16 protein-coding genes and 2 tRNA genes are annotated in these 21,880 nt (G+C 73.7%); 8 read left to right on the plus strand and 10 right to left on the minus strand.

What is annotated here, in order from left to right; genetic code table 11:
• Nucleotides 1-29: 29 nt before the first annotated feature.
• The 3 genes from ACZ3KJ_RS02705 to ACZ3KJ_RS02715 all read right to left on the minus strand — a co-directional run bounded on the left by ACZ3KJ_RS02705 (nucleotide 30) and on the right by ACZ3KJ_RS02715 (nucleotide 1,998).
• The gene (locus ACZ3KJ_RS02705; protein WP_467524026.1) at nucleotides 30-671 is read right to left on the minus strand and encodes a class F sortase; all 642 of its coding nucleotides are present in this window, start codon (nucleotides 669-671) and stop codon (nucleotides 30-32) included.
• A gap of 117 nt (nucleotides 672-788) precedes the next feature.
• Nucleotides 789-1,319: a hypothetical protein gene (locus tag ACZ3KJ_RS02710; RefSeq protein ID WP_389512113.1), complete on the minus strand. Its 531-nt coding sequence runs from the start codon at nucleotides 1,317-1,319 to the stop codon at nucleotides 789-791.
• Nucleotides 1,320-1,563: 244 nt separating this feature from the next.
• Nucleotides 1,564-1,998, minus strand: coding sequence for a gamma-glutamylcyclotransferase family protein (locus ACZ3KJ_RS02715; RefSeq protein WP_467524027.1), 435 nt, complete (start codon nucleotides 1,996-1,998; stop codon nucleotides 1,564-1,566).
• 131 nt (nucleotides 1,999-2,129) lie between these two features.
• Between ACZ3KJ_RS02715 and ACZ3KJ_RS02720 the strand changes: the two genes are divergently transcribed.
• Nucleotides 2,130-3,794, plus strand: a complete 1,665-nt coding sequence (locus tag ACZ3KJ_RS02720; RefSeq protein WP_467524028.1) for a M4 family metallopeptidase — start codon at nucleotides 2,130-2,132, stop codon at nucleotides 3,792-3,794.
• A gap of 344 nt (nucleotides 3,795-4,138) precedes the next feature.
• Here ACZ3KJ_RS02720 and ACZ3KJ_RS02725 read toward each other — a convergent pair whose 3' ends face one another.
• The 3 genes from ACZ3KJ_RS02725 to ACZ3KJ_RS02735 form a co-directional block, all read right to left on the minus strand.
• Nucleotides 4,139-6,382 (minus strand): molybdopterin oxidoreductase family protein, encoded by a 2,244-nt coding sequence (locus ACZ3KJ_RS02725; RefSeq protein ID WP_467524030.1) that lies wholly within the window; start codon nucleotides 6,380-6,382, stop codon nucleotides 4,139-4,141.
• A 445-nt stretch (nucleotides 6,383-6,827) separates the two neighbouring features.
• On the minus strand, nucleotides 6,828-7,136 hold the full coding sequence (locus ACZ3KJ_RS02730; RefSeq protein ID WP_389512103.1) for a hypothetical protein: 309 nt from the start codon (nucleotides 7,134-7,136) through the stop codon (nucleotides 6,828-6,830).
• Between the two features lie 170 nt (nucleotides 7,137-7,306).
• Nucleotides 7,307-7,984 (minus strand): SanA/YdcF family protein, encoded by a 678-nt coding sequence (locus tag ACZ3KJ_RS02735; RefSeq protein WP_467524031.1) that lies wholly within the window; start codon nucleotides 7,982-7,984, stop codon nucleotides 7,307-7,309.
• Between the two features lie 238 nt (nucleotides 7,985-8,222).
• Between ACZ3KJ_RS02735 and ACZ3KJ_RS02740 the strand changes: the two genes are divergently transcribed.
• The 5 genes from ACZ3KJ_RS02740 (at nucleotide 8,223) to ACZ3KJ_RS02760 (ending at nucleotide 15,708) form a co-directional block, all read left to right on the plus strand.
• On the plus strand, nucleotides 8,223-9,131 hold the full coding sequence (locus ACZ3KJ_RS02740; RefSeq protein ID WP_467524032.1) for a sirohydrochlorin chelatase: 909 nt from the start codon (nucleotides 8,223-8,225) through the stop codon (nucleotides 9,129-9,131).
• Between the two features lie 198 nt (nucleotides 9,132-9,329).
• Complete coding sequence (locus ACZ3KJ_RS02745; RefSeq protein ID WP_467524033.1) at nucleotides 9,330-10,640, plus strand: deoxyguanosinetriphosphate triphosphohydrolase; 1,311 nt, start codon at nucleotides 9,330-9,332, stop codon at nucleotides 10,638-10,640.
• A 134-nt stretch (nucleotides 10,641-10,774) separates the two neighbouring features.
• Nucleotides 10,775-12,040, plus strand: a complete 1,266-nt coding sequence (locus tag ACZ3KJ_RS02750) for an NAD(P)/FAD-dependent oxidoreductase (protein ID WP_467524034.1) — start codon at nucleotides 10,775-10,777, stop codon at nucleotides 12,038-12,040.
• 52 nt (nucleotides 12,041-12,092) lie between these two features.
• Nucleotides 12,093-13,997 (plus strand): DNA primase, encoded by a 1,905-nt coding sequence (gene dnaG, locus ACZ3KJ_RS02755; RefSeq protein WP_467524035.1) that lies wholly within the window; start codon nucleotides 12,093-12,095, stop codon nucleotides 13,995-13,997.
• A gap of 385 nt (nucleotides 13,998-14,382) precedes the next feature.
• Entirely contained in the window at nucleotides 14,383-15,708 is a 1,326-nt protein-coding gene (locus ACZ3KJ_RS02760; RefSeq protein ID WP_467524037.1) for an RNA polymerase sigma factor, read from the plus strand.
• Nucleotides 15,709-15,791: 83 nt separating this feature from the next.
• Here the strand turns inward: ACZ3KJ_RS02760 and ACZ3KJ_RS02765 are convergent, their stop codons facing one another.
• From ACZ3KJ_RS02765 to ACZ3KJ_RS02780, 4 genes are all read right to left on the minus strand, one after another.
• A complete protein-coding gene (locus ACZ3KJ_RS02765) occupies nucleotides 15,792-17,720 on the minus strand; it encodes an ABC transporter ATP-binding protein (protein WP_467524038.1) in 1,929 nt (642 codons plus the stop codon).
• Nucleotides 17,720-19,453, minus strand: a complete 1,734-nt coding sequence (locus tag ACZ3KJ_RS02770; RefSeq protein ID WP_467524040.1) for an ABC transporter ATP-binding protein — start codon at nucleotides 19,451-19,453, stop codon at nucleotides 17,720-17,722. Before ACZ3KJ_RS02770 ends, ACZ3KJ_RS02765 begins: the two co-directional genes overlap by 1 nt.
• 175 nt (nucleotides 19,454-19,628) lie before the next feature.
• Entirely contained in the window at nucleotides 19,629-21,080 is a 1,452-nt protein-coding gene (locus tag ACZ3KJ_RS02775; protein WP_467524041.1) for a xylulokinase, read from the minus strand.
• A 51-nt stretch (nucleotides 21,081-21,131) separates the two neighbouring features.
• A complete protein-coding gene (locus ACZ3KJ_RS02780; RefSeq protein ID WP_385069805.1) occupies nucleotides 21,132-21,437 on the minus strand; it encodes a YtxH domain-containing protein in 306 nt (101 codons plus the stop codon).
• Nucleotides 21,438-21,596: 159 nt separating this feature from the next.
• Between ACZ3KJ_RS02780 and ACZ3KJ_RS02785 the strand changes: the two genes are divergently transcribed.
• Nucleotides 21,597-21,669: transfer RNA gene (locus ACZ3KJ_RS02785), tRNA-Asn, on the plus strand.
• 5 nt (nucleotides 21,670-21,674) lie between these two features.
• A tRNA-Asn gene (locus ACZ3KJ_RS02790) sits at nucleotides 21,675-21,747 on the plus strand.
• Nucleotides 21,748-21,880: the final 133 nt, after the last annotated feature.

Below are 21,880 nucleotides of genomic sequence, written 5' to 3' on the forward strand. Positions count from 1 at the left end.
TCCGGCCCCCGGCGGCGGCCGCTCCCCGGTCAGCCCGCGCGACTGTCCGTCAGGTGGGCGAAGACCACCACGTTCGCCTGGTAGCCGGTGGTGCGGGAGTAGCCGCCGCCGCAGGTGATGACGCGCAGTTCCGGGCGCTTCGCCGCGCCGTACACCGTCGCGTCGGGAAAGTCGCGCGCGTCGTACATCTCGACCGCGTCCACGGTGAACACCGCGACCGTGCCGTCGCGCCGGTCCACCTCGATGGTGGCGCCCCGCTCCAGGGTGCCGAGGTCGTAGAAGACGGCGGGGCCGTCGGCGGTGTCGACGTGGCCGGCGACGATCGCGGTGCCGGTCTCGCCGGGGGTGGTGCCGGACTCGTACCAGCCGGCGAGGTTGTCGTCCTCGGCGGGCGGTACGTCGAGGCTGCCGGAGGCGGTCAGTCCCAGGCCCGTGAGGGGGGCGTCGACGCGCAGGGACGGGATGCGGACGCGGTCGGGCGGGGAGGGCGGCAGCGGGGGAGCGGGCGCGGGCGCGGGCGCGGAGTGCGGGTCGGCGCGGTCCGGGTGGGCCTGGGCCGCGGACGGCCGCGGCGGGGCGTGCGTGCCGGCGCCGCTGTGCAGCAGCCACGCACCCGAGCAGAGGGCGACCGCGGTGACGGCCGCTATCGCGGAGTTGCCGACCCTGCGCATGCGAAGCACTCCTCTCGTGGACGGAGGCCCCCGTGCCCCCTCCGGGCCGCGAGGGGCGTCGGACCCGGAGGGGGAGGGGACATGCGGTACCGGCCGACGGACAGCGGAGGGTGTCCGTCAGATCCCGTCGCCTCTCGCCCGGCGATGCAGGAGCCAGGTACCGCCCGCGGCGGCGACGGCGAGAGCCGCCACACCGGCCGCGGTCTGCACGGGATCGGGGCCCAGTGCGCCGCCGACCCCCGTCTTCACGCTTCCCCGCGGATACACCTGCTGCGGCACGGCCGTCAGCGTCACCACCAGGTCCCCGGTGACCTTCCGCCCGTCCGCGGCGCACTCCGCGACGATCTCGTACGTGCCCGGCTGCGCGCTCGGCGGCACCCGGAACCGCCCGACCGCCTCGCTCTCCCGTGCGCCGGGCGCGAGCGTGAAGCGCCCGGCGCCCACCGCGCCGGCGTCGCCCGCCGCCGTCGGCGGGGACCCGCACGCCGCCGTCTCCACGGTGACCTCGTCGCCCGGCACCACGCTGGAGGGAGACACCTCCAGCCGGCCGGTGCCGCTGCCGGCGGCCCAGGCGGGCGCGGCGACGGCGCCCGCGGCGGCCACGGCGAACACGCTGCCGGTCAGCAGACGGACGGCGGTACGTCGCATCGGTGCTCCTCCGAGCTCGTCCAGGGCACGGCCGGCGGCATCCCCATGTGCCGCTGCGTCGGTCGCGTCCCTGCCCTTACGAGGTAAGTCCCGGCGGCGCGAACGCGCTTGTCGGGAGGGCGACGAGAAATGAGGTGAACGGGGGGCGGGACGGGTGACCGCCGGGGCGTTCGGGCAGGTCACCGCCGTGCGACGGGTGTCTCGCGGAAAACCGCGGGACGAGGGTGTGAACGGGTGACCGGCCTCACCGCACGGCCCCGCCGCGCCCCCTCCACTCCCCGCCCGGGATCGGCTCGCCGTGCGCTCTCAGCCGGGCCGCCACGCCGGGCGCGGCGACGTACACCCAGGCCCGCACCGGTCGTCCGGCGCCGCCCGGGAGCACCTCCCGGGCCACCCGCTCGTACAGGTTGCGCGGGTCGCCCGGCCGGTACTCCTCCAGGCGGTCCAGGTCGGCGAGGAGGCGCGCGTAGACCCGGGGGAGCGCGGTGACGAGGTCTCCGGTGACGAGCCCGCCGGACTCCTCCACGGCGTACGGGTAGCCGGGGCCGTCGTAGAGCACCGCGTCGCGCAGGCGGGCGGGCTCCTCGGCGAGGGTGCGGCCGCGCAGCAGGAGGCCGTGGTTGACCTCGCCGGGGCGCAGGGTGCCGTAGACGAAGAAGGGCAGTTCCGGAACGCTCACGGAAACGATTCTCTCCTCTCACCGCTCCCCCACGTGAGCGCTATGGACATGACATGTCCGCGGCCTCTTGAATCTCAGGACCACGTCAGCGCCACCCCCCACGCGCCCCTGGCGCCTTCCTGAGGAGACCGATGCGCCGGATACGGCAGCACGCCCGAGGCTCCCGTCTCACCACCGCAGGCATCGCCGCCACCACGGCAGCCCTCCTGGCCGCCGCCCTCACCCCCGCGACCGCCGCCACCCCCACCGCCGGCGCGGCGGACCGCCCGGACCGGGCCACCGCGATCGGCAACGCGGCCTCGGCCCTGGCCGCGCACGCCGCGAGCCTGGGACTGACCGCCGCCCAGGACACCTCCGTCCGGGACGTCGTCGTCGACCCGGACGGCGCCCAGCACGTCCGCTACGACCGCACCTACCGCGGACTCCCCGTGCTGGGCGGGGACTTCGTGGTGCATCTCGCCCCCGACGGCACGTACCGCGGCGCGGACCGGGCGACGCGCGGCACGGTCTCCCTCTCCACCGTCACCCCCGCGCTCCCCGCCCCGCGGGCCGCCGACGCCGCCGCCGACGCCCTGCGCGCCGTCCACCTCGACGAGACCCTCAAGCAGCTCACCGCCGAGCCGCGCCTGGTCGTCGACGCCCTGCACGGCGCCCCCCGGCTGGCCTGGCGGACGGAGGCCGCCGCCCTGGACGCCCTCGGCAACCCGGTCGCCCGCGCCGTGCTGACCGACGCGGCGACCGGCGCCGAGATCGACGCCTGGGACACCCTGGAGTCCGCGACGGGCGACGGGCAGTCCCTGTACGGCGGCACGGTCCCGCTGGAGACGACCCCGTCCGGCTCGGCGTACCAGCTCAAGGACCCCACCCGCGGCAACACGTACACCGGTGACGCCGCGGGCCGCACCGACCTGTGCGTCCTCGGCATCTGCGTCAGCCGCGCGCCCTCGACCGTCTTCACGGACGCCGACAACCACTGGGGCACGGGCGCGGCCGCCGACCGCGCGACGGCCGCCGTCGACGCCCAGTACGGCACGGACATGACCTGGGACTACTACCAGGAGGTCCACGGCCGCAACGGCATCGCGGGCGACGGCAAGGGCTCCTACAACCGCGTCCACTACGGCAACGGCTACAACAACGCCTTCTGGGACGACAGTTGCTTCTGCATGACGTACGGCGACGGTGACGGCACCCAGCTCGGCCCGCTGGTGTCGCTGGACGTGGCCGGCCACGAGATGACCCACGGCGTGACCTCCGCGACGGCGAACCTGGCCTACTCCGGCGAGTCCGGCGGCCTGAACGAGGCGACCTCCGACATCCTCGGCACGCTCGTGGAGTTCCACGCCGGCAACGCCTCCGACCCCGGCGACTACCTGATCGGCGAGAAGATCGTGCGCTCCGGCTTCGGCCGGGACGCCCTGCGCTTCATGGACCGGCCGTCCAGGGACGGCAGCTCCGCCGACTACTGGAGCAGCACGGTGGGCGACCTCGACGTGCACTACTCCTCGGGCGTCGCCAACCACTTCGCGTTCCTGCTGGCGGAGGGCAGCGGCGCCCGCACGATCAACGGCGTCTCCTACGACTCGCCGACCTTCGACGGCTCCACGGTGACGGGCATCGGCCGGGACAAGCTCGGCAGCATCTGGTACCGGGCGCTGACGGTGTACATGACGTCCTCGACGGACTACGCGGGCGCCCGCACCGCCACCCTCGCCGCGGCCCGCGACCTCTACGGCGCCGGCAGCACCGAGCAGCAGGCGGTGGCGGCGGCCTGGAACGCGGTCAACGTCACCTGACCGCCTCCGTACGGACGACACGCGAAGGCCGGTGCCCCGGACGGGGTGCCGGCCTTCGGCGTGCGGGGGCTGCTACGACTGGCTCGGCGCCCGCCTCTCCTCCCACGGCTACCAGACATGGTGCCGGGTGGTCGACGGCAAGCCGGAGTGCCGCCCGAGCCGGACCCGGCTGACGGCACGGGCGAGCGGCGCGTAGCGGCTGCGCCGAGGAGAAGAACGGACCAGGGACGGTGTCCCCCCGTGGGGCACCGGCCCTGGTCCGTGGTCCTTCCGGCCTCCTGCCGTGGTCCCTGCGGCTGCGGCTGCGGCTGCGGCTGTGATTGTGACTGTGGTTGTGGCCGCGGCTACGGCTGGGGCCCCACGGCCTCCACCCGCACCGCGCACACCTTGAACTCCGGCATCCGTGACGTCGGGTCCAGGGCCGGGTTGGTCAGGGTGTTGGCGCGGCCCTCGCCCGGCCAGTGGAAGGGCATGAAGACGGTGTCGGGGCGGATGCCGGTGGTGATGCGGGCCGGTGCCACCGCGCGGCCCCGCCGCGAGACCACCGCCACCGGATCGCCCTCGGCGGCGCCCAGCCGGTCGGCGAGCCGGGGGTGCAGTTCCACGAACGGGCCGGGCGCGGCGGCGTTCAGCTCGTCCACGCGCCGGGTCTGGGCCCCGGACTGGTACTGGGCGACGACCCGGCCGGTGGTGAGCAGGACGGGGTACTCGTCGTCGGGCTCCTCGGCGGCGGGCCGGTGCGAGACGGGCACGAAGCGGGCCCGGCCGTCCGGGGTGGCGAACCGGTCGAGGAAGAGGCGGGGCGTGCCGGGGTGGACGGCCGCCCGGGAGCCGTCGTCCCGAGCGGGGTCGTCGGCGTCCCGAGAGGAGTCGTCGGCGTCCCGTGCGAGATCGTCGGCGTCCCGCGCGGGGTCGTCGGTGTCCGCGTCGAGTGAGGCGTCCTCGCTGTCGAGCGATGCGTCCTCGCTGTCGTCCGTGCCGCCGTCCGCCGGGCAGGGCCAGAACACCCCGTTCTCCTCGGCCAGCCGCCGGTAGGTGATCCCGGAGTAGTCGGCGGGCGCGCCCGCGGTGGCCCGGCGCAGTTCCTCGAAGACCTCCTCGGGGTCGGTCGGGAACCCCTTCTCCACGCCCAGCCGGGCGGCCAGCCCGTGCAGGACCTCCAGGTCGCTGCGCACGCCCTCGGGCGGGGTGAGGGCCTGCCGCCGCACCAGCACCCGCCCCTCCAGGCTGGTCGTGGTCCCGGTCTCCTCCGCCCACTGGGTCACCGGCAGGACCACGTCCGCGAGGGCCGCCGTCTCCGACAGCACGACGTCGCAGACCGCCAGGAACTCCAGCGACCGCAGCCGCTCCTCGACGTGCGCGGCGCGCGGCGCGGACACCACCGGGTTGGACCCCATCAGCAGCAGCGACCGCACGTCCGTGCCCAGCGCGTCCAGCAGCTCGTAGGCGCTGCGCCCGGGGCCGGGCAGCGAGGCCGGGTCCACGCCCCACACCTCGGCCACGTGACGCCGCGCCGCCGGGTCGTCCAGCTTGCGGTAGCCGGGCAGCTGGTCGGCCTTCTGGCCGTGCTCGCGTCCGCCCTGTCCGTTGCCCTGGCCGGTCAGGCAGCCGTAGCCGGACAGCGGGCGTCCGGCCCGTCCGGTGGCCAGGCACAGGTTGATCCAGGCGCCCACGGTGTCGGTGCCCTTGGCCTGCTGCTCGGGCCCGCGGGCCGTCAGCACCATCGCGGCCTCGGGCGCGCAGAACAGCCGTACGGTCTCCCGGAGCTGGGGGACGGACACGCCCGTGATCCGCTCCACGTACTCCGGCCAGTGGGCCATCGCCGCGGCCCGCGCGTCCTCCCAGCCGGTCGTCCGCTCCCGTACGTACTCCTCGTCGACGCGGCCCTCGGCGACCACCAGGTGCAGCAGACCGAGGGCGAGGGCGAGGTCGGTGCCGGGGCGGGGCATCAGGTGCAGGTCGGCCTGCTCGGCGGTTTTGGTGCGGCGCGGGTCGACGACGATCAGGGTGCCGCCGTTCTCCCGCAGCTCGTTGAAGAAGCGCAGCGACGGCGGCATGGTCTCGGCGAGGTTCGAGCCGACGAGGATCACGCACCCGGTCCGCGGGACGTCCTCCAGCGGGAAGGGCAGCCCCCGGTCCAGGCCGAAGGCCTTCGTCCCGGCGGCCGCCGCGGACGACATGCAGAAGCGCCCGTTGTAGTCGATCTGCGAGGTGCCCAGCGCGACCCGGGCGAACTTGCCGAGCGTGTACGCCTTCTCGTTGGTCAGCCCGCCCCCGCCGAACACCCCGAGCGCGTCGGGCCCGTGGGCGGCGCGCACCCGGGACAGTTCGCCGGCGATCCGGTCGAGCGCCTCGTCCCAGGAGGCGGGCCGCAGTGTGCCGCCGGAGCGCACCAACGGGGAGGTCAGGCGGACGCTCGGGGAAAGCACCTCCGGCGCCGTACGCCCCTTGCCGCACAACGCCCCCCGGTTCACGGGGAAGTCGGTGCGCTCGACCACCTCGACGCCCCCCTGTGGCAGGGGCGACAGATTCATCCCGCACTGCAAGGCGCAGTACGGGCAGTGGGTGGGCGTCGAGGTGGTCTGCATGCGTTTCAGCGTGCTTCGGCCGTGTTACGCGCCGTGCGGCGTCCTGTTACGGCGGTGTGCTGGTGACCTCCCCGGGGGCGCCGGCCCGGCGTGAGGCGCGGGCGCCCCCGGGGACGGGGCGGGAGGGGACCGCCCCGTCGGACGCCCCGCCCCGGAAGCCGGGACGGAACGGGCCGGCCGGGGCGCCGGGAAGGGGCGGCGCGGGGAACCGTCCGGGAGAGCCGGGCGGGGAGAGCGGGCCCGAGGAGCCGGACCGGAAGTGCAAGGGGCGGGAGGGCCGGACCGGAAGTGCAGGGGCCGAGGGCCGGGCCGGGGAGTCGGGGTGGGGCGGGCCGGGGAGGAAGCGGCCGCCACCACCTCCCTCCCCGGCCCGGTCGGCCGGGTGGCGCGCCCGGCCGGTCGGGGTGGCGCGTCCCGGTGGGCCGGGCGCGCGCCGGTCAGGTGGTCAGCACTCGTAGGCGTAGTACGGCTCGTCCCCCGGGTCCAGACCGATCGTCTCGGTCGCGCCGGGGCCGATCTGGATACACGACGGGTCCCACCCGTCGACCTCGACGCTCGCGGTGATCACGTGGCCGCAGGCGTTGCGGATGTGCGCCCACCACTGGCCGTAGCTGCCGAGCTTGGCGCAGCCCGGCTCCCTGACCTGCGCGGAGAGCTGGTCCACGGTGGTGGCCGAGGCGGTCCCCATGGCCGCCGGCACGGCGAACAGCGCCGCCGCGACGGCCGTGACGAACGCCGAGCGAAGTCCCGTCATCAGGTGTCCTTTCCCCCAAGGGCGGCGACGGCCGGACCCGCCGCCGCACACCGAGGACACTAAAAGTGATGGCACGGTCACGGAAAGTACGGGAGGGTCTTTTCATTCCCCCGGGTGAAATGTGCCCGTCAAACCCGCTGCGTCGAGAATGTCCGTATCCGTCCGCGCGTTCATTCGGCCGTGGCCAACGCCCGCGCCACCCCCGTCTCCCGGGGGCCGAGGAACCGCGGATCGGGCTCGAACACCACGTCCAGCGCGGCCTTCCCGGCCGCGAGGATCTCCCGGGCTCCCCCGTAGTACCAGGTGACGTCGTGCGCGGCGGCCACACCGACCCCGTACGACGCGACCCCCGCCGCCCGGCACAGGGCGACCGCCCGGCGGATGTGGAAGTCCTGGCTGATGAGGACCGCGCGGTCGACCCCGAAGATCTTCCGGGCCCGCACACAGGAGTCCCAGGTGTCGAAGCCCGCGTAGTCGCTCACGATGCGCGCGTCCGGCACCCCGTGCTCCGTCAGATAGGTCCGCATCGCGTCCGGCTCGTCGTAGTCCTCCCGGCTGTTGTCGCCGGTGACGAGCACGACCTCGATCCGCCCCTCGCGGTACAGCTCGGCCGCCGCGTCCAGCCGGTGCGCCAGATACGGCGACGGCTCCCCGTCCCACAGACCGGCACCGAAGACGACGGCGACCTCGGTGCGCGGCGCGTCGGCCGTGGTGCCCAGCCCGTCCGCCGTGGAGACGTACAGCCACGTGGCCGGCAGCAGCCCCAGCACGCACGCCCCCATCACGCCCTGCACCAGCCGCCGCCACCCCGTACGGGTGCGCGGCAGCCGAGGTCGGCGTATCTCCATGCGGTGCTCCCCTGCTGCCCGGGCCGGATCCGTTCGCCCCGGCCGCCTCCGACCGGGGAAGACGCACCCGGCGCCGATCGGGTTCTGCGCCCGGCGCGTCACCCGGGTCACACCCGCGCCGCCCCTCGGCCCCGCCCACCCGCACCTCACATCCACCCCACCCCCGCGGTGAACCCCCGGAAAATAGCCGTGACGGTCGCGCAACGGGGGTGCAACCTCCCGCCGTGAGGATGACTCCATGACGGCGTCGCCCACCCTGTACGACGAGTCCGCCCCCCGCCCCGGCAGCCCGCTGACCGGTGGCGCCCACCTCGACAGTACGGCGCACATCATGAACCGGATCAGTGACCAGCTCACCAGCCAGCTCAGCCTCGTCTCCCTCGACGGCCGCCGGCGCCCCGGGGCGCCCGCGCTGGTCGTCGTGGCCCACGGCAGCCGCGACCCGCGCGCCCTGAGCACCGTCCGCACCCTGCTCGACCGCGTCCGCGCGCTGCGCCCGGGGCTGCCCGTGCACCTCGGCCACATCGAGCTGAACGAACCCCTGCTCGCCGACACCCTCGCCGGCCTGGAGGCCGACGGCACGGAGTCGGCCGTCCTCGTGCCGCTCCTGCTCAGCCGCGGCTACCACGTCGGGCGGGACATCCCCGAGGCGGCCGCCGCCGTGTCCGTCGACACCCGGGTGGCCGCGCCGCTCGGCCCGCACCCCCTGCTCGTCGACACCCTGCACGCCCGCCTCGTCGAGGCCGGCTGGAGCACCCGGATGACGGAGGCCGAACGCCGCGGCAGCGCGGTCGTCCTCGCGGCGGCCGGCTCCCGCGACCCCGACTCGGCCGTCGACACCCGCCGCACGGCCCAGCTGCTCGCCGCCCGCCTCGGCGTCCCGGTCGTCCCGGCCTACGCCACGACGACCACCCCGACGGTGGCCACCGCCGTACGCGCCCTGACCGCCCGGGGCCGTCACCGCATCGCGGTCGCCTCCTACTTCACGGCCCCCGGCCGCTTCGCGACGGAGAGCGCGGAGGCCGCCCCCTGGATCGCCTCGGCCCCCCTGGGCACCCACGAGGCGATGGCCCGCCTGGTCCTGCACCGCTACGACCAGGCACGGGCGATCCCGGCGGGCACGAGACCCCACCTGGCGTCCGCTTAGCGCGAACGGCAGGGCAGCCCACCCAGGGGCGCGGGGAACTGCGCGACAAGCCACGAACGACCCGCACCCGCACAACCACGATCACGCCCCCACACGACCATCCCCCCCCGCACGACCCCCATCACGCCCCGCCCCAACCCATCCGCGACCGCGCGTCACCACCCCACCCGTACGGTCGGGCACCCGTACTGTCGGGACATGGAAGGCACCAGCACGACAGAGACCGCACCCCCCACCCCCTACGACCCCGCGTCGACGGCCCGCTGGGTCCCCGAGCACGACAAGCGTCCGGGCCGCACCGCCTTCCAGCGGGACCGGGCACGCGTACTGCACTCCTCGGCGCTGCGCCGACTCGCCGGGAAGACCCAGGTCGTCACCCCGGGCTCCGGCGGCCGGACCGGGGACGCCACCCCCCGCACCCGTCTGACCCACTCCCTGGAGTGCGCCCAGGTCGGCCGGGAGCTGGGCGCGGCCCTCGGCTGCGACCCCGACCTCGTCGAGGCGGCCTGTCTCTCCCACGACCTCGGCCATCCCCCCTTCGGCCACAACGGCGAGCAGGTACTGAACGACCTCGCCCACGACTGCGGCGGCTTCGAGGGCAACGCCCAGTCCCTCCGGCTCCTCACCCGCATCGAACCGAAACGGTTCATCACCTCGCCCGCGGACCCCGACGACGTCGTCAGCGTCGGCCTCAACCTCACCCGCGCCACCCTCGACGCCGCCGTCAAGTACCCCTGGCCCCGCGGCGCCCACCCCACCGACCCGCGGTCCCCCAAGTTCGGCGTCTACGACGACGACCGTCCCGTCTTCGACTGGGTCCGCGAGACGGCCCCCGGCACCCGCGCCTGCTTCGAGGCCCAGGTCATGGACTGGTCCGACGACGTGGCCTACTCGGTGCACGACGTGGAGGACGGCCTGCACGGCGGCCACATCGACCCCGCCGGCCTGCACGCCGAGCCGGAGCGCCGGGACGTCTTCCGCGTCGCCGCCCGCCGCTACGCGCCCGCCGGCACCGACCCGGCCGAACTGGCCGCCGCCCTCGACCGCCTCCAGGACCAGCCGTGGTGGCCGCACGGCTACGACGGCACGGCCGTCGCCCAGGCCCGGCTGAAGGACGCCACCAGCCAGCTCATCGGCCGCTTCTGCCTCGCCGCCGAGGCCGCCACCCGCGCGCGCTACGGACCGGGCCGCCTCACCCGCTACCGCGCCGAGCTCGTCGTACCGCGCGAGACCCGGCTGGAGTGCGCGGTCCTCAAGGCCCTCGCCGACCTGTACGTCATGCAGCGGGCCGAGCAGGCCCGGCTCCGCGCCGACCAGCGGATCGTCATCACGGAACTGGCCGACGCGCTCACCGCCCGCGCCCCCGACGGCCTCGACCCCCAGTTCCGCGCGCTGTTCGACCGGGCGCCCGACGACCGGGCCCGCCAGCGGGTCCTCGTCGACCAGATCGCCTCCCTCACCGACGCCTCGGCGCGCGCCCTGCACGCGAGACTGACGGGGCGCATGTGACACATAAGTGACGGTCCATGGCCTGATCGGGTCACGTCCTCTTCCCCCCTCACGGTGCGTGCGGGACGCTCGTGGGGCGGCACGCTCAGCGTTCACTGGGGGGACATCCCCCGGACCCCTGTAGGAGGCATCACGTGGTCGACGCGGACCAGACATTCGTCATCGTCGGAGGAGGCCTGGCCGGGGCCAAGGCGGCGGAGACGCTGCGGGCCGAGGGCTTCACCGGCCGCGTGATACTGATCTGCGACGAACGCGACCACCCCTACGAGCGCCCACCGCTCTCCAAGGGCTACCTCCTCGGCAAGGAGACCCGGGAGAGCCTCTTCGTGCACGAGCCCGCCTGGTACGCGCGCAACGACGTCGAGCTGCACCTCGGCCAGAGCGTCGACGCGATCGACCGCACGGCGAAGACGGTCCGCTACGGCGACGACGGCACCGTCGTCCACTACGACAAGCTGCTGCTGGCCACCGGCGCCGAGCCCCGCCGCCTGGACATCCCGGGCACCGGCCTGGCCGGCGTCCACCACCTGCGCCGGCTCGCGCACGCCGACCGCCTCAAGGGCGTCCTGGCCGCCCTGGGCCGCGACAACGGCCACCTCGTCATCGCCGGCGCCGGCTGGATCGGCCTGGAGATCGCGGCGGCGGCCCGCGAGTACGGCGCCGAGGTCACCGTCGTCGAACCGGAGCCGACCCCGCTGCACGGCGTGCTCGGCCCCGAGCTCGGCGCCGTCTTCGCCGAACTGCACCGCGAGCACGGCGTCCGGTTCCACTTCGGCGTCCGCCTGACGGAGATCGTCGGCCAGGACGGCATGGTCCTCGCGGCCCGCACCGACGACGGCGAGGAGCACCCCGCGCACGGCGTCCTCGCCGCGATCGGCGCCGCCCCGCGGACCGCCCTCGCGGAGGCGGCGGGGCTGGAGCTGGCCGACCGCGCCCACGGCGGGGGCGTCGCCGTGGACGAGCGGCTGCGCACCTCCGACCCCGACATCCACGCCGCCGGCGACGTCGCGTCCTTCCCGCACGGCCTGTTCGGCACGACCCTGCGCGTCGAGCACTGGGCCAACGCCCTGAACGGCGGCCCGGCCGCCGCCCGCGCCATGCTCGGCCGGGACGTCACCTACGACCGGGTGCCCTACTTCTTCACCGACCAGTACGACCTCGGCATGGAGTACAGCGGCTGGGCGCCGCCGGGGTCGTACGACGAGGTCGTGATCCGGGGGGACGCGGGCAAGCGGGAGTTCATCGCGTTCTGGCTGCACGAGGGGCGGGTCCTGGCCGGGATGAACGTGAACGTGTGGGACGTCACAGAGCCGATCCAGGCACTGATCCGCGCGGGCGTCCCCGTCGACACCGAGGCCCTGGCCGACCCCCACGTGCCGCTGGACGCCCTGGGCGCCTGACCGCGTCGCGGCCGGCCCCGGGGATGTCGGTCCGCCCCCGTAGAATTCACGCGTGGCAGGACGGATCAACGACGAGGACGTGAAGGCGGTTCGGGACGCGGTCCCGATCGACGCCGTGGTGTCCGAGTACCTCCAGCTGCGGAACGCGGGCGGCGGCAACCTCAAGGGCCTGTGCCCCTTCCACGACGAGAAGTCGCCGTCCTTCCAGGTCAGCCCCAGCAAGGGACTCTTCCACTGCTTCGGCTGCCAGGAGGGCGGCGACACCATCACGTTCGTGATGAAGGTCGACCACCTCACCTTCTCCGAGGCCGTCGAGCGGCTCGCCGCCCAGGCCGGCATCACCCTGCGCTACGAGGAGGGCGGCTACAACCCCTCCCACCAGCGCGGCGAACGCATCCGCCTGGTCGAGGCCCACAAGATCGCCGCCGAGTGGTACGCGGAACAGCTCGCCACCAGCCCCGAGGCCGACACCGGCCGGATCTTCCTCGCCGAGCGCGGCTTCGACCAGGCCGCCGCCGTCCACTTCGGCGTCGGCTACAGCCCCCAGGGCTGGGACCACCTCACCCGCTACCTGCGCGGCAAGGGCTTCACCGACAAGGAACTGCTCCTGTCCGGCCTCGCCCAGGAGGGCCGCCGCGGCCCCATCGACCGCTTCCGCGGCCGGCTGATGTGGCCGATCCGGGACATCGGCGGCGACGTCGTCGGCTTCGGCGCCCGCAAGCTGTACGAGGCCGACACCGGCCCCAAGTACCTCAACACCCCCGACACGGCGATCTACAAGAAGTCGCAGGTCCTCTACGGCATCGACCTCGCGAAGAAGGAGATCGCCAAGGCGTCCCGCGCGGTCGTCGTCGAGGGCTACACCGACGTCATGGCCTGCCACCTCGCCGGCGTCACCACCGCCATCGCCACCTGCGGCACGGCCTTCGGCGGCGACCACATCAAGATCCTGCGCCGGCTGCTGATGGACAACGGCAGCGCGCGGGTCATCTTCACCTTCGACGGCGACGCGGCCGGCCAGAAGGCGGCCCTGCGCGCCTTCGAGGACGACCAGAAGTTCGCCGCCGAGACGTACATCGCCGTCGCGCCCGACGGCATGGACCCCTGCGACCTGCGCCTGGCCAAGGGCGACGACGCGGTCGCCGACCTGGTCGAACCCCGCACCCCGCTGTTCGAGTTCGCGCTGCGCCAGATCGTCTCCCGCTACGACCTCGACACCCCCGCCGGCCGGGCCGCCGCGCTCGACGAGGCCGCCCCGGTCGTCGCCCGCATCAAGAACAGCGGCGCCCAGCACGAGGTCGCCGTGCAGCTCGCCGGCATGCTCGGCATCCTCGACACCCAGTTCGTCGTCAAGCGCGTCGCCCAGCTGGCCCGCTGGGCCCGCGAGCGCGGCGGCAAGGCCCCGGAGCCCGCCCGCGGCGGCCGGGCCCCGGCGTACGAGGCCGCCCCCCGGCCCGCCACCAGCGGCCCCGCCCTCACCCTGCGCAACCCCGTCTACGCCACCGAGCGCGAACTGCTCAAGCTCGCCCTCCAGCGCCCCGAGCTGGTCTCCCCGGCCTTCGACGCGTACGGCGTGGACGAGTTCACCGCCGCCCCCTACGCCGCCGTACGCCAGGCGATCCTCGACGCGGGCGGCGCCGAGTACGGCGTGGCGGACGGGCAGGAGTACCTGGTCCGGGTCCGCGACGCCGCCCCCGACGACACCGTCCGCGCCATGGTCACCGAGCTGGCCGTGGAGCCGATCATGCGGCGCGCCGTCGACGACGTGTACGCGGGCACGGTGCTGGTCCAGGTCCGCCGCCGGGCCGTGGAACGCCGGGTCCGCGACGTCCAGTCCCAGCTCGCCCGCCTCGCCGCGGGCGGCGACCCGGCCCACCTGGCCGCCGTGCAGAACGAACTGTGGGTCCTCCAGCAGTACGACCAGGCCCTGCGCGCCCACGGAGCGGCCGCCCTCTAGACCCGGCCCCGGCCCGGCCCCCCGGCCCCGGCCCGGCCCCCCGGCCTGGACCCCTGGCTCTGACACGGACCCGGCCCGGCCCCACGGCCCGGCCCGGCCTCACGGCCCGGCCCGGCCTCACGGCCCGGCCCGGCCTCACGGCCCGGCCCGGCCTCACGGCCCGGCCCGGCCTCACGGCCCGGCCCGGCCTCACTGCCCGGCCCGGCCTCACTGCCCGGCCCGGCCTCCCGGCCCCGGCCCCCCGGCTCCGTCCCGGCCCCCTGGCCCCGTCCCGGCCCCCGGCCCCCGGTGACCGGCACGGTCACCGCACGGTCACGGACCGCAGGCAAAAAGTCACCGCACGCCCCTAGGGGCGGCGATGTGTCGTACCCCACACTGGGTCCCGGTGCCTGAGTCCTCGGAGCGCGGCCGATCCGTCCCCGGCGGGTCCCACACCCCCGCCGTTCCACCCATCGCGTACGGGACGGACAGCGGCGAGGCCGCCCACTCCGCCCTCGAAGCAGCGCTGCCGCACCTCTCGGCAGCGGACATCCTGGAGGTCGCCCCCGTGCAGACCCGGACCCTCACCCACACCGACACGCGCACCCGCGGCACGGAACCGGACACCGAGACCGACGTCCTGGTCGCGGTCCCGCCGCAGCACCGTGCCGTGCACCACCCGGAGACGGCGCCGGACGCCGGAACGGAGGCCGGCGCGGTGCCCGAGCCCGACACGGAGCCCGAGGACCCGCCCGCCGAGGCGCTGCGTGAGGCCCCCGAGCCCGACGGGGCGCCCGTCCCCCGGACGGCCGACACGGCCGGGCCGTCCTCGGACCTGTTCCGCCAGTACCTGCGGGAGATCGGCCGGATCCCGCTGCTCACCGCCGCCGAGGAGGTCGAACTCGCCCGCCGCGTCGAGGCCGGCCTGTTCGCCGAGGAGAAGCTGGGCACCACCCCCGACCTGGACAGCGAGCTCGCCCTCGACCTCGACCGGCTGGTCGTCATGGGCCGCATGGCCAAGCGCCGCCTCATCGAGGCCAACCTGCGCCTGGTGGTGTCGGTGGCGAAACGGTACGTCGGACGCGGCCTGACCATGCTCGACCTGGTCCAGGAGGGCAACCTGGGCCTGATCCGGGCGGTCGAGAAGTTCGACTACGCCCGCGGCTACAAGTTCTCCACGTACGCCACCTGGTGGATCCGGCAGGCCATGTCCCGGGCGCTGGCCGACCAGGCCCGCACCATCCGCGTCCCGGTCCACGTGGTCGAGCTGATCAACCGGGTCGTCCGCGTCCAGCGCCGCATGCTCCAGGAACGCGGCTACGAACCGACCGCCGCCGAGGTCGCCGCCCACCTGGACCTGCCGCCGGAGCGCGTCGGCGAGGTCCTCCGCCTGGCCCAGGAACCGGTCTCCCTGCACGCCCCGGTCGGCGAGGAGGACGACGTGGCCCTCGGCGACCTCATCGAGGACGGCGACGCGGCGAGCCCCGTCGAGTCGGCGGCGTTCCTGCTGCTCAGGGAGCACCTGGAGGCCGTCCTGTCGACGCTCGGGGAACGCGAGCGCAAGGTCGTCCAGCTCCGCTACGGCCTGGCCGACGGCCGCCCGCGCACCCTGGAGGAGATCGGCCGCATCTTCGGGGTGACGAGGGAGCGGATACGGCAGATCGAGTCCAAGACCCTCAGCAGGCTCCGGGACCACGCCTTCGCGGACCAGCTGAGGGGCTACCTGGACTGAGGGCTCCCTGGACCGAGCCGGGCCCGAGGGGGCCGCCCTGCCGGGCGGCCCCCCGCCTGGTCGAACCTGCCTGGTCGACAGGTCTAGTCGACCTCGGCCACCGCCTCCGCGAACTGCGCCTTGTACAGCCGGGCGTAGGCCCCGTCCGCCGCCAGCAGGTCGGTGTGCGCCCCCTGTTCCACGATCGACCCGTTCTCCATGACGAGGATGGTGTCGGCGTCCCGGATCGTCGACAGCCGGTGCGCGATCACGAACGACGTCCGCCCGTGCGCCAGCTTCGCCATCGCCTTCTGGATCAGCACCTCGGTCCGTGTGTCGACCGAACTCGTCGCCTCGTCCAGGACCAGGATCACCGGGTCGGACAGGAACGCCCGCGCGATGGTGATCAGCTGCTTCTCACCGGCGCTGACCCCGCTGCCCTCGTCGTCGATCACGGTGTCGTACCCGTCGGGCAGGGTGCGGATGAACCGGTCGGCGTGCGCCGCCCGGGCCGCCTCCTCGATCTCGCCCCGGCCGACCTCCCGCGACGCCCCGTAGGCGATGTTCTCCGCGATGGTGCCGCCGAACAGCCAGGTGTCCTGGAGCACCATGCCGATCCCGGCGCGCAGCTCGTCCCGGGACATCCGCGCGATGTCGACGCCGTCGAGGGTGATGCGCCCGCCGGACACGTCGTAGAACCGCATCAGCAGGTTGACCAGGGTCGTCTTGCCCGCCCCCGTGGGGCCGACGATCGCCACCGTGTGGCCGGGCTCCACCACCAGCGACAGGTCCTCGATCAGCGGCTTGTCGGGGTCGTAGCGGAACGAGACGTGCTCCAGCGCCACCCGCCCGCGCAGTTCCTCGGGCCGTACGCCCGCCACCGGGTCGGGCTGCTGCTCCTCCGCGTCCAGCAGCTCGAAGATCCGCTCGGCGGAGGCGACGCCCGACTGCACCAGGTTCGCCATCGACGCGACCTGCGTCAGCGGCATCGAGAACTGGCGCGAGTACTGAATGAACGCCTGCACGTCACCGATGGACAGCGAGCCGGACGCGACCCGCAGACCGCCGACGACCGCCACCAGCACGTAGTTGATGTTCGACACGAACATCATCAGCGGCTGCATGATCCCGCTGTTGAACTGCGCCCTGAACCCGGCCTCGTACAGCGCGTCGTTCTGCTCGGCGAACTGCCGCGCCGACTCCTCCTGCCGGCCGAACACCTTCACCAGCGTGTGGCCGGTGTACATCTCCTCGATGTGCGCGTTCAGCTTGCCGGTGGAGCGCCACTGCTGCACGAAGTGCGGCTGCGACCGCTTGCCCACCTTCGCCGCGACGAGCGCCGACAGCGGCACGGTGACCAGCGCGACCAGCGCGAGGATCCACGACACCCAGAACATCATCGCCAGCACCCCGACGATGGTCAGCAGCGAGTTGACGAGCTGGCCCATCGACTGCTGGAGGGTCTGCCCGATGTTGTCGATGTCGTTGGTCGCCCGGGACAGCACCTCGCCGCGCTGCCGCTTGTCGAAGTACGACAGCGGCAGCCGCGACAGCTTCGTCTGCACGTCCTCCCGCATCCGGTACATAGTCCGGTTCACGGCCCGGTTGACCAGCCGTGTCGCCACCGCCATCAGCAGACCGGCGACGAGGAACACCCCGAGGGCGAACAGCAGCACGTGGCCGACGGCCCCGAAGTCGATGCCCTGGCCCGGGGTGAAGTCCGTGCTCCTGAGCATGTCGGCGACCTGGCCCTCGCCGCGCTGCCGCATCGCGTCGAGGACCTGCTCCTTGCTCGCCCCCTCCGGCATCGAACGCCCGATGATGCCGGAGAAGACCAGGTCGGTGGCCTCGCCGAGGATCTTCGGACCCACGACGTTCAGCCCGACGCTCACCACCACGCAGAGCAGCATCGCGTAGAGGGTGAGCCGTTCCGGCTCGAACCGGGAGAGCAGCCGCCGCCCGGACACCTTGAAGTCCAGCGACTGGTTGTCGGGGCCGGTGCCGGCCATCATGCGCCCCATGGGCCCGGCCATCAGGCGGCCTCCGCTTCCGTCAGCTGGGAGAGCACGATCTCCCGGTAGGTCTCGTTGTCCGCCATCAGCTCGTGGTGCGTGCCGGTGCCGACGACCCGGCCCTCGTCGAGGACGACGATCCGGTCGGCGTCGCGGATGGTCGCCACCCGCTGGGCGACGATGACGACGGTCGCCTCGGCGGTCTCCCGCCCGAGCGCCGCGCGCAGGGCCGCGTCGGTGGCGTAGTCGAGCGCCGAGAAGGAGTCGTCGAAGAGGTAGATCTCCGGGCGCTGCACGAGGGTGCGGGCGATGGCGAGCCGCTGCCGCTGACCACCGGAGACGTTCGTCCCCCCTTGGGCGATGGGGGAGTCGAGCCCGCCGTCGAGCCCGCGCACGAACGCCTCGGCCTGCGCCACCTCCAGCGCGTGCCACAGCTCCTCGTCACTGGCGTCGGGATTGCCGTAGCGGAGGTTGGTGGCGACGGTCCCCGCGAACAGGTACGGCTTCTGCGGGACGAGTCCGACGGTCCGGGCCAGCACCTCCGGGTCGATGTCGGCCACCGGCACCCCGTCGACGAGGACCTCGCCGTCCGTGGCGTCGAACAGCCGCGGCACCAGCCCCAGCAGCGTGGACTTGCCGCTGCCGGTGGAGCCGATCACGGCGGTCGTCTCACCGGGGCGCGCGACCAGGTCCACGGCCTTCAGCACGGGCTCCTCGGCACCCGGGTAGCGGAAGCCCGCGCCCCGGATCTCCAGATGCCCGTGCCGGCGCAGCTCGCGCACCGGTGCCACCGGCGGCACCACGCTCGACCGGGTGTCCAGGACCTCCTGGATGCGCTCGGCGCACACCTCCGCGCGCGGCACCATCATGAACATGAAGGTGGCCATCATCACGGACATGACGATCTGCATGAGGTAGGCGAGGAAGGCGGTCAGGTCACCGATCTCCATGCCGCCGCTGTCGATGCGGTGGGCGCCGAACCAGACCACGGCGATCGACGACAGGTTCACCGTCGTCATGACCACCGGGAACATCAGCGCGAGCAGGTTGCCGGTCTTCAGCGAGATGTCGGTGAGGTCGGTGTTGGCCTTCCGGAAGCGCTGCTCCTCGTACTCGTCGCGGACGAACGCGCGGATCACGCGGTTGCCGGTGATCTGCTCGCGCAGCACCCGGTTGACCGTGTCGAGCCGGGTCTGCATGGACCGGAACAGCGGCCGCAGCCGCCGCACGATCAGCGTGACGCAGATGCCCAGCACGGGCACCACGGCGACCAGGACGCCGGAGAGCGGCACGTCCAGGCCGAGCGCCATGACGATGCCGCCCACGCACATGATGGGCGCCGACACCATCAGGGTGAACGTCATCAGCGCCAGCATCTGGATCTGCTGGACGTCGTTGGTGGTCCGCGTGATCAGCGAGGGCGCGCCGAACTGGCTCACCTCGCGGGCGGAGAAGGACTGCACCCGGTCGAAGACGGCGGCCCGGATGTCCCGGCCGAGCGCCGACGCCGTCCGCGCGCCGTAGTACACGGCGCCGATGTTGCACACGACCTGCGCCAGCGAGATGCCGATCATCAGGCCGCCGTAGGACAGGATGTATCCGGTGTCACCGTTGACGACACCGGTGTCGATGATGTCGGCGTTCAGCGTGGGCAGGTAGAGGGTGGCGCAGGTCTGCAGGAACTGCAGCAGCACCAGCAGGGCGATGGGTTTTCGGTAGGGCCTGAGACAGGTCCGCAGAAGTCGTATGAGCACGCTACGTCTCTCGGAGTCGGCGGTGGGGGCGTTGGTTGCCCGTGGCCCCCATCGTGGAACACTCCACCCGCGTTACCTCAACCGAATAACGCGGGGGCGGCGTGCTATGGCGTGACTTCCGGACGATTCCCAGGGTGCCGTCTTCACGGCGTGGTCCGAAGGCCCGGGCGCCGGGCTAGCGGAACGCGCCCGGATGCGTCTGCTCCCGCACCGACACGAACTGCTGCCGCACCGCCTGACCGACGGCCAGTTCCTCGCCCGGGTCCCGTACCTGGGCCGCCGGGCCCTGCCAGGCCGGCGGCGTCCGCGGATCGAGGGTGCCCTGCGACACGCCGAGCGCCCAGGCGGCCTGCCGCGCCGCCCCGATCGCCGCGTAGTCGGCGGGCTGCGGTACGACGACCTGCGCGCCGAACAGCGCGGGCGCCGCCGCCTGCACGGCCGGCAGTTCCGCCGCCGCGCCGAGCAGGAAGATCCGCCGGACCTCCACGCCCCGCCCGCGCAGCACGTCGAGCGCGTCCGCGAGCCCGCACAGCATGCCCTCGAAGGCGGCCCGCGCGAAGTGCTCCGGCTTCATCGACTCCCGCCGCAGCCCCGCCAGCGTGCCGGCCGTGTGCGGCAGGTTCGGTGTGCGCTCGCCCTCCAGGTAGGGCAGCAGCACCAGCCCGTGCGACCCGGGCGTGGACTTCATCGCCAGGTCGGACAGGGTGTCCAGGTCCGGCACCCCGAGCAGTTCGGCGGCTCCCCGCAGGGTCCGCACGGCGTTCAGCGTGGTGACGACCGGCAGGTGCATGCCCGTCGCGTCCGCCAGGGAGGTGATCATCCCGCTCTGGTCGACGAGCGCCTCGGGGTGCACGGCCATGACGGACCCGGAGGCGCCGAGGGAGACCACCGCGTCGCCCAGTCCGATGCCGAGCCCGAGCGCGGCCGCCATGGTCTCGCCGGTCCCGGCGGAGATCAGCAGGCCCTCCGGGGTGGTGCCGGCCGCGTCGGAGGGGCCGATCACCTCGGGCAGCATGACCTGGTGGCCGAGGGCCAGCTCGACCAGGTCGGGCCGGTAGCCGCCGGTCGCGGCCGACCAGTACCCCGTCCCGGAGGCCCCGCCCCGGTCGGTGGTCCGCCGCACGGGCCGCCCGAGCAGCTGCCACACCAGCCAGTCGTGGGCCTGGAGCAGCACGGCCGTGCGCAGCGCCGCGTCGGGCTCGTTCTTCGCCAGCCACCGCAGCTTGGTCACCGGCTGCGCGGCCTGCGGCACACAGCCCACCGCCTGCGCCCACGGCTCGCGCCCCCCGAGCGCGTCGACCAGGTCGGCCGCCGCGACCTGCGCCCGCTTGTCGCCGCCGACCATCGCCGGCCGGACGGTGTTGCCCTGCGCGTCCAGCGGCACGACCGCGTTCTGCTGCGAGGACACCCCGATGGCCTGCACGCCTTCGAGCAGTCCGCCGCCGGCCGCCTCCCCGAGGGAGAGCAGCCAGGCCTGGGGGTCGACATCGCTGGGCCGGCCGCCGCCCTCGGCACTGTCGACCGGATGCGGCGCATAGCCCTGTCGGAGCACGGCCCCCGTGTCCGTGTCGCAGACGACGATACGAGTGAAATCGGGCGAACTGTCCAACCCGGCGACTATCCCCATGGCGAAAATTCTGCCGCACCGCGGGGGGTGGCCGTGTCGGCTCCGGTGTCCCTAGGTGTTGCTGGTGCCCCAGTCGTCCGCCCCGTCGCTCTGGGCGGAGCGTTCCCGCAGGGACCGCACCCGGTCCGCGACCGAGTCGGGCATCCGGTCCCCGACCTTGTCACTCACCACGTGGTAGGCCCTGCCCGCGAACTGACGGCCCTGCTGCGCCGCCGTCTCCGCCGTGTTGCGCACGGCGGGGTTCTGCGAGATCCGCCGGGCGGATTTCTTCAGCTGCTCGTAGCGCTCCCGCCCGGCCTTCGTGCCCAGCACGTAACCCAGGGCGAGTCCGACGACGAATGTGAGCCGGTAGCGCATGGCGGCCACCCTTCCCTCGTGTAGGTCACTTGGCGCGGCATCGGTGTCGGGGGGAACCGATTGGCGGAGCACCCCCCTGCTTGCGCTAATGTATGTGTCGCAGCGACCGCCCGCCCCCTGGCGAATACCCAGGCAGGTGCGTTCGATGCAACGAGGCATTCCTCCGTAGCTCAATTGGCAGAGCAGCCGGCTGTTAACCGGCAGGTTACTGGTTCGAGTCCAGTCGGGGGAGCTCGGTCCTCCGTAGCTCAATTGGCAGAGCAGCCGGCTGTTAACCGGCAGGTTACTGGTTCGAGTCCAGTCGGGGGAGCATCGTGATCGAGGACCCCTTGGGGGTCCTTTTTCATGTCGGTTCCACGCCGGGGGGAACCACGCAGGTCGTGGTGGGGTCCTCATGGTCGTGCGACGTCGGACCAGACGGAGCGTGAGATCGTATGAGCGGC

The organism is Streptomyces sp. NPDC003248, from assembly GCF_055563235.1.

What these genes read in the sequence shown, in the direction of transcription:
- ACZ3KJ_RS02705 (WP_467524026.1), bottom strand. Translation starts at nt 671, where the DNA reads ATGCGCAGGGTCGGCAACTCCGCGATAGCGGCCGTCACCGCGGTCGCC.
- ACZ3KJ_RS02725 (WP_467524030.1), bottom strand. Translation starts at nt 6,382, where the DNA reads ATGCAGACCACCTCGACGCCCACCCACTGCCCGTACTGCGCCTTGCAG.
- ACZ3KJ_RS02735 (WP_467524031.1), bottom strand. Translation starts at nt 7,984, where the DNA reads ATGGAGATACGCCGACCTCGGCTGCCGCGCACCCGTACGGGGTGGCGG.
- ACZ3KJ_RS02720 (WP_467524028.1), top strand. Translation starts at nt 2,130, where the DNA reads ATGCGCCGGATACGGCAGCACGCCCGAGGCTCCCGTCTCACCACCGCA.
- ACZ3KJ_RS02765 (WP_467524038.1), bottom strand. Translation starts at nt 17,720, where the DNA reads ATGGCCGGGCCCATGGGGCGCATGATGGCCGGCACCGGCCCCGACAAC.
- ACZ3KJ_RS02745 (WP_467524033.1), top strand. Translation starts at nt 9,330, where the DNA reads ATGGAAGGCACCAGCACGACAGAGACCGCACCCCCCACCCCCTACGAC.
- ACZ3KJ_RS02740 (WP_467524032.1), top strand. Translation starts at nt 8,223, where the DNA reads ATGACGGCGTCGCCCACCCTGTACGACGAGTCCGCCCCCCGCCCCGGC.
- ACZ3KJ_RS02730 (WP_389512103.1), bottom strand. Translation starts at nt 7,136, where the DNA reads ATGACGGGACTTCGCTCGGCGTTCGTCACGGCCGTCGCGGCGGCGCTG.
- ACZ3KJ_RS02710 (WP_389512113.1), bottom strand. Translation starts at nt 1,319, where the DNA reads ATGCGACGTACCGCCGTCCGTCTGCTGACCGGCAGCGTGTTCGCCGTG.
- ACZ3KJ_RS02775 (WP_467524041.1), bottom strand. Translation starts at nt 21,080, where the DNA reads ATGGGGATAGTCGCCGGGTTGGACAGTTCGCCCGATTTCACTCGTATC.
- ACZ3KJ_RS02780 (WP_385069805.1), bottom strand. Translation starts at nt 21,437, where the DNA reads ATGCGCTACCGGCTCACATTCGTCGTCGGACTCGCCCTGGGTTACGTG.